Origin of the sequence: Paenibacillus artemisiicola, from assembly GCF_017652985.1 — a bacterium.
GTDB classification, from domain to species: Bacteria; Bacillota; Bacilli; order Paenibacillales; family Paenibacillaceae; genus Paenibacillus_Z; species Paenibacillus_Z artemisiicola.
In genome coordinates, this window is sequence record NZ_JAGGDJ010000060.1 from 17,763 (window position 1) to 27,566 (window position 9,804).

Here is a 9,804-nt window from a genome sequence, read left to right on the forward strand (position 1 = left end):
AAAAAGTGTTGATGTAAATTTAATGAAGGGCTGCTTTTTTTTGTCCCAAAAGTTTCCCTAGGGAAACTTTATTAGTTGAAGGAAAGACAGGGGAAAAACCGAAAAGCCCTTCGTCGTCTGGTTCGAGCCGTCGTTTTACGACAAGAAAAGGGGGAAGAACGTCCATGTCAACGACAACGATTATGAATCGTTCGCGATTGCTCCGCGCCAATCCGCGATCATTCGTCGCGCTGCTGCTTCTCGTTAGCCTCACGCTGCTCGCCGCTTGCGGCAGCCGCGAGAACGGCGAGGCGGGAGACGAGGGCAAAATCAAGGTCACCACGACGATCGGCATGATCGCCGATGTCGCCAAGCAGGTCGGCGGAGAGCGAGTCGACGTGACGGGCCTGATGAAATCGGGGGTCGATCCGCATCTGTACAAAGCGTCCGAAGGCGACATCGGCAAGCTCGAGCGGGCCGACGTCATCTTGTACAACGGACTGCACCTGGAGGGCAAGATGGTCGACATTTTCGAGAAGATGGCACAGAAGAAAACGACGGTCGCCGTCTCGGACGACATCGATCGCGCCGCGCTTCGGTCCGGAGCGGCGATGGCAACGGAATACGATCCGCATATTTGGTTCAACGTGAAGCATTGGATGACGGTGACGGAAACGATACGGGATACGCTGGCTGAGCACGATCCGGGGCATGCGGACGCTTACCGCGCCAACGCGGACGCCTATTTGCGGCAGCTGCGGGAGCTTGACGCGGAAGTGGCCGAGCGCATACGGACGTTGCCGGAACGCAGCCGCGTCCTGGTCACGGCGCATGACGCGTTCGGGTACTTCGGGGACGCGTACGGGATGCGGGTTATGGGCCTGCAGGGCATCAGCACCGCTTCCGAAGCGGGCGCCAAAGACGTCGCGGACCTGCGGGATTTTCTGATCGCGCATGACATCAAAGCCGTATTCATCGAATCCAGCGTCCCGCGCAGGGCGATCGACGCGGTCATTCAGGGCGCCAAGGAAAAAGGCCATGAGCTGAAAATCGGCGGGGAGCTGTATTCCGACGCGATGGGCGAAGAAGGGACCCCGGAGGGGACGTATATCGGGATGGTCCGGCACAACGCGGAAACCATCGTGAACGCCTTGAAATAATCGGATAAAGGAGCGATGAACACGATGAAGGCAACCCCGTTAACCGTGAACGACTTGTCGGTCGCGTATCAGAAAAAGCCCGTGCTGCGCGGCGTGTCGTTCCAAGCGCCGGAAGGCAAGCTGATCGGTATCGTCGGCCCGAACGGAGCCGGCAAATCGACGCTGATCAAAGCGGCGCTGGGTCTAATCCCGAAATTGTCCGGGGACGTATCGATTTACGGCAAACCGTACCGCGACCAGCGCAGATTGGTCGGTTACGTGCCGCAGCGGGAATCCGTGGATTGGGATTTTCCGACGAACGCGCTCGACGTCGTGACGATGGGCCGCTACGGACACCTCGGCTGGTTCAGGCGACCCGGCGCCGCCGAGAAGCGGATCGCAATGGACTGCCTGGCGAAGGTCGGGATGGCGGAGTATGCCGACCGGCAGATCAGTCAGCTTTCCGGCGGCCAGCAGCAGCGGATTTTCCTCGCTCGGGCGCTCGCCCAGGACGCCAAGCTCTACTTCATGGACGAACCGTTCGTCGGCGTCGACGCGGCGACGGAGAAAGCGATCATCACGCTGCTGAACGAATTGAAAACGCAAGGGAAGACGGTGCTGGTCGTCCATCACGATCTGGCGACTGTCAAGGAATATTTCGACTGGGTGATGCTGCTGAACGTGCGGCTCATCGATTTCGGGCCGACGGAGCGGACGTTCACGGCGGATAAGCTGCAGGAAACGTACGGCGGGCGATTGACGCTCTTGGATCGCGATCATGCGACGGCGGCATTAACGGACGGGAGGTGAGGCGAGTGTTCGAATGGCTGGACCTGCTTTCGGACCCGAACGCGCAGTGGATATTGTTCGGATCCATGCTGCTCGGCTTGAGCAGCGGAGTGATCGGAAGCTTCGCTTACCTGCGCAAGCAAGCGCTCATGGGCGACGCCCTGGCGCACGCGGCGCTTCCCGGCATCTGCATTGCCTTCATGCTGAGCGGGTCGAAATCGATCGTGCTGTTTCTGATCGGGGCGGCGGCCGCGGGCATCATCGCCACCTTCGGCATTGGCTACATTACCCGCGCTACCCGCATTAAGCAGGATGCGGCGCTGGCAATCGTGCTCACGGTGTTCTTCGGCTTCGGCATCGTGCTGCTTACCCGGATTCAGCACAGCGGCAACGGAAACCAGAGCGGCCTGGATAAGTTCCTGTTCGGGCAAGCGGCGTCCATGGTTCATGCCGATGTGGTCATCATGGCGATAATCTCCGTCGTGTTGGTCGGGATATGCGCCTTGCTGTTCAAAGAATTCAAGCTGCTCAGCTTCGACGTCGGCTTCGCCCGCGGCCTCGGCTACCCCGTGGCGTTCATGGATCAGCTCATCATGTTTCTGATCGTCGTGGCCGTCGTCGTTGGGATTCAAGCCGTCGGCGTCGTGCTCATGGCCGCTCTCTTGATCACGCCGGCCGTGTCCGCCCGCTATTGGACGGAGAAGCTGGGCGTGATGGTCGTCCTGGCCGGCGCGTTCGGTGCGCTCAGCGGGATGGTCGGGACGTTCGCCAGCGCGAGCGGCAATAATCTGCCGACGGGCCCGCTGACCGTCCTGGCCGCCACGGTCCTCTTCATCGTCTCGGTCGTTGCCGCTCCTCGCCGTGGCGTGCTGGCGAAACGGCTGCGGCAGGCCGCGCTGCGCGGCAAAGTCAGGCGGGAGCAAGCCCTCCCGCAGCTGGAAAGGAGGGAGGAATCCCTGTGAGCACCTTTTGGATCATCTTGACGGGCGCGCTCGTCGCAAGCGCATGCGGCATCGTGGGCTGTTTTCTGGTTCTTCGGAAAATGGCGATGGTCGGTGACGCGATCAGCCATTCCGTGCTGCCGGGCATCGTCATCGCCTTTCTGATTAGCGGTTCGAGGGATTCGTTGTTCATGCTGCTCGGCGCGGCGGTGATCGGGCTCGCGACCGTTTTTCTGATTCAGTTGTTCCATCAAAGCGGCGTTCAATCGGACGCGTCGATCGGCGTCGTCTTTACCGCCTTGTTTGCCGTCGGCGTCGTGCTGGTCAGCATGTACACGCGGCATATCGATCTCGATCTCGACTGCGTGCTCTACGGGGAGATCGCCTATGTCCCGTGGAATACGCTTCAACTCGCGGGCGTCGACATCGGGCCGAAGGCGGTATGGGGCGTGGGAGCGGCCTTGCTGCTCTGCCTTGGCACGGTGACGGTCTTCTACAAGCAGTTCAAACTATGCTCGTTCGATCCTGCCATGGCCGCGGCTGTCGGCATTCCGGTCGCGTTGTTCCATTATTTGCTGATGGGGCTCGTGTCCGTCAGCACAGTGGCTTCCTTCGAAAGCGTCGGGGCGATCCTGGTCGTCGGCATGCTCGTTGTTCCGCCGGCCACGGCCTATCTGCTGACGGAGCGCTTAAGCCGCATGATCGTCTACAGCGTCGCGATCGGCTGCTCCAGCTCCGCCATCGGCTATTACGTCGCGCGGTTCTTGGACGCCTCGATCGCGGGAAGCATGATCAGCGTCGCCGGGTTCTTCTTTTTGACCGCCTTGCTGTTCTCGCCGTCTCATGGCGTGCTGCTTCGCAAATGGAAACAAACGCGCCTGCTTCAAGAGCAGGCGGTCGACGATAAAGCCGCATAACGAGGGCTGCGCGGCCGCAAACTTCAAGAAGAAGACATGTCCCGGACCGGGGACGTGTCTTCTTGCATGCATGTCGGATTCGCGGCACGGGAGATGCCCGACCCTCGGAAGCCGGCTTTTTTTATTTTATGTGATTTATTTCACATACGGCCGCGCGAAGCTTAGCTAGAATGAAGGCGTGAAATCCGGAGAGGAGCGAAACAACGATGATGGATACCGATGTCGTACAGACGGGACGCATGCTTTCGATGGGGAAGGCGGAGGAAATGCCTCAAGCATTTGACGATTGGGAGTGCGGCTCCCGGGAGCTGGCCGCGAGGCGGAGCGAATTGATGCGGCTATCTCGAGATTTCGTGGACGGGGGCCGGGAGGACGAATGCGGACGGCTGCGGGAGCTGCAGCGGCAGGCCGCGGGTTTTTTTACAGCTGGCGGAGACGCATATCGGCTTGGAGATCCGAATCGTACCGGAGCTCGAGGCATACGTGGGGCCGGAAGAAACGGCGCCGTCCGTTCATTTCGCATCCTTGGTGTTGAACGAGCTGTATCTGGCGGCCAAGGCGCATGTGCTCGCATTCCTTCGTCAGGTCGATGCCGCTCGGGTCCCCGTTTCGGCACGATGCGCGCGGACGATGGCCGGGTCGCTGCGGCAAGGGCTGCTCCTGGCGGGCGAATGCCTGGAGAAGGAGCGCCGGCTGTTCGCGCCGTCCGCCGAGCGGTTGGCCGCGGATCCGGAGTCGTGGTACGCCTAGCGGGGCGGCGAACGAACGAGCAAGCGAAAATAGGCTCCAAACTGTGAGATAACTCACATCGGCGGTACGCGAATTCAAGCATACTAAAGGTGTTCCGATTAACCGGAGCACCGAAGGGAGATGACCGGTCATGGTCATGAAATGGTGGAAGAACAACGTGTGGGCGGCGGCATTGGCGACGCTGGTCCGGCTCTATGTCGGGTGGCAGTGGCTCGACGCCGGCTGGCATAAACTGACGGGCGGCTTCGACGCGGCGGGTTTCTTGAAAGGCGCGGCCGAGAACCCGGTCGCCGATCACGCGACGAACGCGGCCGTTTATCCGACGTATACCGATTTCATCGCGCATGTCGCTCTGCCGAACGTGAAGCTCATTAACGTCCTGATTCCGCTCGGGGAGACGCTGATCGGGATCGGGCTCATGCTGGGGGGACTCACGCTGACGGCCGCGTTCTTCGGCCTGATGCTGAACTTCATGTTCCTCTTCGCCGGCACGGTAAGCACGAATCCGTGGATGCTGCTGCTGGGGTTCGTCGTGTTCACGGCGGGGACGAACGCCGGACGGTTCGGCCTTGACCGTTATCTGCTGCCGCTGATCGGCAAAGGCTGGCGGACAGCAAGACGGCTGAAACATCGCGGGGAGAAAAACGGCGTCAACGGACACGTGCTGCCTCACTGAGGCGGCGCCTCATTCGCAAGGAGGGATAACCATGCTGTATCGGCATATTCTGGCCGCGTACGACGGATCCGAACCGGCGGAACGCGCGCTGCGGCAGGCGATCGGCCTGATCGGGGAAGGAGCGGGAACGAAGCTGAGCGTCGTGCACGCGGTCTCGGCCGCGCCGCGTCAGGTCGGAGGCGTGGCGGTTGCGCCGCCGGACGCCTACTTCAAGTGGCTGGAGGAACGGAACGCGGCGATCGAACGCCGCATGAACGAGGCGGCAGGCGCGCTTGCGTTCGGGGAAGCCGTCGTGCTGCACGGGGATCCGGCGCATGAGATCGCGGCGTACGCCCGCGAGTATCGCGTCGATCTGATCGTCATGGGGAGCCGGGGACTCGGCAAGATCCGGGAAATGATGTTCGGCAGCGTCAGTCATCATGTCGTTTGCCACACCTCCGTGCCCGTACTGATCGTCAAATAACGAAGGACAGGAAGAACCGGCCGATCGGGACGCCGATCGGCCGGCAGGCAGCGACGGAGGTGAAGCACGACCGGAAATACGGGACGGCGGCGATTGTGACCGCGTTCATGGAGCAAAGCGGAGACTTGCTCGATCCCATGCTTCGGCTGTCCGTTGAACGAGGCGGCAAGCCGGAGGGGACGCTTAAGTCCGCGGCGGTTCAGCTGACGCAAGGCTGCTACATTTTGAAGGCGCTGCTTTTTCCGCCGATCGACGCTATTTTGACGGATATGGATTATTTGTTTTCTTAGGCTCGGGGGCGTCGAACGGAAGAGTGAAGCGCGTTTCGGGGCAGAAGCGTCGGAAGGAGGCGAAGCGGCGTGATTACGTGCAAGGAATGCAGCAAAACGAATCCGGGCGGCAGCGGAGAAACCGGAACGAGCTGGATCTGCGAGGACTGCAAAGTCGATGCGAAGGAACAGGCCCGGGAACGGGAGGACGGCGATTCCGCGGATGTCGGCGGTCACGGATAGTAATGGGGCGCGACGTCTGACGTGCCGCGCGCCGGAACGGAACCGGATCGCGCGCGATGAGCGTCTCCGCTGATTCGCCGGAATTCCGTTGATTGCCTCCCTCGCCCTGGATCTCGAACCTAGGGTCGTTACCGAAGTTTTCCCTGCATTCGTAAGGGACTCGACGCGCGAAAGATCGGGGCATCCCCCGATGGTGACCTTTCAGAGCGGCAGGTTATGATAGACCTAACAGCCGATCGGAAGGGGAATGGATCATGGAGACGGGGACTGCGGCAGGATACGGGGAGAACGCGATTCCGGCGTTGTCGGAGGGAAGCTTGGCGCTTCTTGCGGGCGCGATGCAGGTCAGGCATGTCGGGAAAGGCGGCAGTTTATTTCGGGAAGGCGACAGGACGGAAGAACTGTTTTACGTCATGCGGGGGAAAATCCGAACCGTCAAGTCGTCCGACAGCGGCCGGACGCTGACGCTTTATTTGCATCGGGAAGGCGATTTGCTCGGCCAGCTGGATCCGTTCCCGGATTCGGTTCACGCCTTCGCCGCGGAAGCCGTCGAGGACGCGAAGGTCGGCGTCATCCGGCGCGCGGAGCTCGAAGCGAGGCTGCGGCTGCACGGCGACCTGGCGATCGAGCTCGTGCGCTGGATGGGCTTGATGCAGCGTCTCACGCAGACGAAGCTTCGCGATTTGATCATGTTCGGGAAATCCGGCGCGCTTTGCTCCTTGCTGATTCGGCTCGGCAATACCTGCGGGGTAGACAAGAAGGGCGGGTTGTTCCTCGACGTCAAGCTCAGCCATGCCGCAATGGCGGATATGATCGGGGCGACGCGCGAAAGCGTGAACCGGATGCTCGGCGACCTGAAGAAAGCGGGCGCCATCGATACCCAGGAGGGCTGCATTATCATTAAGGATGTAGCCTACTTGCGGGCCGTCTGCCACTGCGAGAATTGCCCGAAAGCGGTATGCCGCATGTAATCGTCCACGTAAGCTTTGGGCGGCAGGAGCAAGGAGCATCTTTCGGCCGATGGAAGGCACCGGTCATCCATTTATACAAGGGAGGAGGCGGCATATTGAAGCTTTCGACGACGGATGCGCGCGTTACGCGGGAACTCGCCTGGCTTTGCTTCCGAAGCGGGAGCGACTTTGCCGCCTTGGCACTGCCGGAGGAGGGCCGTCGCGGCATGAAATGGGCGCTTATCGCCGGCGGCAGGGGGAGCCGGCTCGAGCTGATGCGGCTCATGCCCGGAATCGGCCTCGGCGGCATGGCGCTGCGGCACGGCGCGGTTTGCCGGGCGAACGCGGCCGACAACGCCGAATGGCTGGCCGCGTGTCCGGTCATGCTGGCGGAGAGGCTGCTCTCCGGCATCGCCTTCCCGGTATTCGACGGAAGCTGCGCTCCGGCGGGCGTTATGCTTTTCGGCAGGCGGCACGGCCTTCCCTACGCTGAAGCGGACGCGGAGTGGATCGCGCCGCTGATTCCCCGTTTTATTGAAATGGTCGGCGACGGCGCGTTATGATGAAAGGGAATTCACCAGAAGCGGGGGTTAGGCCGATGATCACGATCGTCATCGTGGACGATCACGCCATGGTTCGTTCCGGCTTGCGGATGCTGCTGAGCAGCAAGGGAGACATCGAGGTCGTCGCGGAGGCAGCCGACGGTGACGAGGGCATCAAGTCCGCCCTCGAGCACCGGCCGGGCGTCGTGCTCATGGATCTCAGCATGCCGCACGGCAAGGACGGCCTTACGGCGGCGGCGGAGCTGAAGCGCGCATGGCCGGAAGCGGCGATTTTGATCCTCACGATGCATGACGACGACGAGTATTTGTTCCGGGCGATCCATGCGGGCGCGGCCGGTTACGTGCTGAAGAGCGCTCCGCAGGAGGAACTGCTCGCCGCCATCCGCACGGTCGCGAAGGGGGACGCCTACCTGTATCCGACGGCAACGAAACGGCTCATGCACGAATACGCGGAACGGATGAAGCGCGGCGAAAGCGCGGATGTGTTCGGGACGCTGTCGGAGCGGGAGAAGGAAGTGCTTGCCCTGACGGCCAAAGGGTACGCCAACAAAGAAATCGCCGAGCGGCTGGTCATCAGCGTCAAGACCGTCGAGACCCACAAGAGCAACGTCATGGATAAGCTCGGGCTCAAATCCCGTCCGGAGCTGATCAAATACGCGGCGAAGAAGGGGCTGCTGCAATTTGAATAACGAGCCGCATCCTCCGGGAACGAGCCTGATCGCCGAGCATGTCGGCCATCTGATGAAGCAATTGGACGCGCGGATCGGCGACGAACGGTTTCGCGACGACGTGAAGCAGTCGTTGAAGCAGCTCGCGGACGTGAAGTTCGCGCTGGATGAATCGTCGATCGTCGCCATGACCGACGCCAGAGGAAAGATTCAGTACGTAAACGATAAATTCTGCGAAATTTCCAAGTACGAACGCGAGGAGCTTCTGGGGCAAGATCATCGCATCATCAATTCCGGTTATCACGGCAAGGCGTTCATGGCCCAACTGTGGAAGACGATCGCGTCGGGCCGGGTCTGGGCGGGCGAGATCAAGAACCGCGCCAAGGACGGAAGCGAGTATTGGGTGAATACGACGATCGTGCCGTTTCTCGGCGATGACGGCATGCCCTACCAATACTTGGCCATCCGCAACGAGGTGACCCGGCTGAAGCGGGTCGAGGAAGAACTGCAGGAGACGCTGTCCATGATGATGACGATTCAAGAGGACGAACGGCGGAAATTTTCCCGCGAACTCCACGACGGTATCGGCCAAAGCTTGTTTTCGCTGCTCATTCAGTTGGACCGCGTCATGTCGGCGCCGGGGCGGGAGACGGACGAACTTCGGTTCATTCGCGGCCAGGTGGCGGGCATCATCGAAGAGGTACGGGGCTTGGCCTGGGAGCTGCGTCCGTCCGTGCTCGACGATTTAGGCATCGTGCCTGCCATTCGGACGTATATCGACCACTTTACCGCTCACTACGGCATTCAAGTGGCGTTCGACTGCAATTTGAACCGACGGCTCGGCATCCAGACGGAAACCGTGATTTATCGCGTTATTCAAGAGGCGTTGACCAACAGCGCCAAATACGCCGACGCGGCGGAGGCCGAGGTGTCCTTGATCGCGAACGGGACGGAGATCGTGGCGCGCATCGCGGATCGGGGGATCGGCTACGATCCGACCGCCAGCGTCAAAGGCGTCGGCAGGTTCAGCATGGCCGAACGGGCCAGAACCGTCGGAGGGACGCTGCGCGTGGATACGGCGCCGAACCGGGGAACGGTGGTCACGCTCGTCGTACCGTGGGCACAGGGGTAGATCTTGTCATTTGCCCTGTAAAATTTTACAACTTGCAACATGGTTCGACAGTATGGTATATTCTAATTCCGGCCGGGACGAACGAGAAACGGCACGGTGATCGAAAACGAAACAAGCCCGAAATTAAGGCTTGCCAAACGGTTTCGAGATATGATATATTCTAATTCCGGTCATGAGCCGGACGATGAATGTAACGACTTTGTTCCTTGAAAACTGAACAATGAGCGACCTGTCAAAAGGTTTTAACGAGTAAGTCAGCGATGAGCTAACAAGCCATCCTTTCTGCGGAATGCTGCATGTCCAACCTCCGGTTGTACACGCAAAC

The 9,804-nt window shown here is 60.7% G+C and carries 13 protein-coding genes; all 13 read left to right on the plus strand.

Annotated elements, in window-relative coordinates:
• Nucleotides 1–164: 164 nt before the first annotated feature.
• The 13 genes from I8J29_RS30430 (at nucleotide 165) to I8J29_RS30490 (ending at nucleotide 9,479) form a co-directional block, all read left to right on the plus strand.
• Entirely contained in the window at nucleotides 165–1,139 is a 975-nt protein-coding gene (locus tag I8J29_RS30430; RefSeq protein WP_240546596.1) for a metal ABC transporter solute-binding protein, Zn/Mn family, read from the plus strand.
• A gap of 24 nt (nucleotides 1,140–1,163) precedes the next feature.
• On the plus strand, nucleotides 1,164–1,928 hold the full coding sequence (locus I8J29_RS30435; protein ID WP_276316357.1) for a metal ABC transporter ATP-binding protein: 765 nt from the start codon (nucleotides 1,164–1,166) through the stop codon (nucleotides 1,926–1,928).
• 65 nt (nucleotides 1,929–1,993) lie between these two features.
• Entirely contained in the window at nucleotides 1,994–2,869 is an 876-nt protein-coding gene (locus tag I8J29_RS30440) for a metal ABC transporter permease (protein WP_208851062.1), read from the plus strand.
• Nucleotides 2,866–3,765, plus strand: a complete 900-nt coding sequence (locus I8J29_RS30445; RefSeq protein WP_208851054.1) for a metal ABC transporter permease — start codon at nucleotides 2,866–2,868, stop codon at nucleotides 3,763–3,765. Before I8J29_RS30440 ends, I8J29_RS30445 begins: the two co-directional genes overlap by 4 nt.
• 447 nt (nucleotides 3,766–4,212) lie before the next feature.
• Nucleotides 4,213–4,515: a hypothetical protein gene (locus tag I8J29_RS30450; RefSeq protein WP_208851055.1), complete on the plus strand. Its 303-nt coding sequence runs from the start codon at nucleotides 4,213–4,215 to the stop codon at nucleotides 4,513–4,515.
• Between the two features lie 130 nt (nucleotides 4,516–4,645).
• Nucleotides 4,646–5,191: a TQO small subunit DoxD gene (locus I8J29_RS30455; RefSeq protein WP_208851056.1), complete on the plus strand. Its 546-nt coding sequence runs from the start codon at nucleotides 4,646–4,648 to the stop codon at nucleotides 5,189–5,191.
• A 31-nt stretch (nucleotides 5,192–5,222) separates the two neighbouring features.
• The gene (locus tag I8J29_RS30460; RefSeq protein WP_208851057.1) at nucleotides 5,223–5,654 is read left to right on the plus strand and encodes a universal stress protein; all 432 of its coding nucleotides are present in this window, start codon (nucleotides 5,223–5,225) and stop codon (nucleotides 5,652–5,654) included.
• A gap of 59 nt (nucleotides 5,655–5,713) precedes the next feature.
• Nucleotides 5,714–5,944, plus strand: coding sequence for a hypothetical protein (locus tag I8J29_RS30465; protein ID WP_208851058.1), 231 nt, complete (start codon nucleotides 5,714–5,716; stop codon nucleotides 5,942–5,944).
• A gap of 69 nt (nucleotides 5,945–6,013) precedes the next feature.
• On the plus strand, nucleotides 6,014–6,166 hold the full coding sequence (locus I8J29_RS30470) for a hypothetical protein (protein ID WP_208851059.1): 153 nt from the start codon (nucleotides 6,014–6,016) through the stop codon (nucleotides 6,164–6,166).
• Between the two features lie 254 nt (nucleotides 6,167–6,420).
• Entirely contained in the window at nucleotides 6,421–7,137 is a 717-nt protein-coding gene (locus I8J29_RS30475) for a Crp/Fnr family transcriptional regulator (protein WP_240546597.1), read from the plus strand.
• Nucleotides 7,138–7,343: 206 nt separating this feature from the next.
• Nucleotides 7,344–7,679: a hypothetical protein gene (locus I8J29_RS30480; RefSeq protein ID WP_208851060.1), complete on the plus strand. Its 336-nt coding sequence runs from the start codon at nucleotides 7,344–7,346 to the stop codon at nucleotides 7,677–7,679.
• A gap of 35 nt (nucleotides 7,680–7,714) precedes the next feature.
• Entirely contained in the window at nucleotides 7,715–8,368 is a 654-nt protein-coding gene (locus I8J29_RS30485; RefSeq protein ID WP_240546598.1) for a response regulator, read from the plus strand.
• The gene (locus I8J29_RS30490) at nucleotides 8,361–9,479 is read left to right on the plus strand and encodes a PAS domain-containing sensor histidine kinase (protein WP_420831174.1); all 1,119 of its coding nucleotides are present in this window, start codon (nucleotides 8,361–8,363) and stop codon (nucleotides 9,477–9,479) included. The genes I8J29_RS30485 and I8J29_RS30490 overlap by 8 nt, the downstream gene beginning before the upstream one ends.
• Nucleotides 9,480–9,804: the final 325 nt, after the last annotated feature.

Excerpts from the sequence above, each read along its gene's own strand:
- I8J29_RS30430 (WP_240546596.1), top strand. The coding sequence starts at position 165 with ATGTCAACGACAACGATTATGAATCGTTCGCGATTGCTCCGCGCCAAT.
- I8J29_RS30435 (WP_276316357.1), top strand. The coding sequence starts at position 1,164 with ATGAAGGCAACCCCGTTAACCGTGAACGACTTGTCGGTCGCGTATCAG.
- I8J29_RS30475 (WP_240546597.1), top strand. The coding sequence starts at position 6,421 with ATGGAGACGGGGACTGCGGCAGGATACGGGGAGAACGCGATTCCGGCG.
- I8J29_RS30480 (WP_208851060.1), top strand. The coding sequence starts at position 7,344 with ATGAAATGGGCGCTTATCGCCGGCGGCAGGGGGAGCCGGCTCGAGCTG.
- I8J29_RS30455 (WP_208851056.1), top strand. The coding sequence starts at position 4,646 with ATGGTCATGAAATGGTGGAAGAACAACGTGTGGGCGGCGGCATTGGCG.
- I8J29_RS30440 (WP_208851062.1), top strand. The coding sequence starts at position 1,994 with ATGCTGCTCGGCTTGAGCAGCGGAGTGATCGGAAGCTTCGCTTACCTG.
- I8J29_RS30460 (WP_208851057.1), top strand. The coding sequence starts at position 5,223 with ATGCTGTATCGGCATATTCTGGCCGCGTACGACGGATCCGAACCGGCG.
- I8J29_RS30485 (WP_240546598.1), top strand. The coding sequence starts at position 7,715 with ATGATCACGATCGTCATCGTGGACGATCACGCCATGGTTCGTTCCGGC.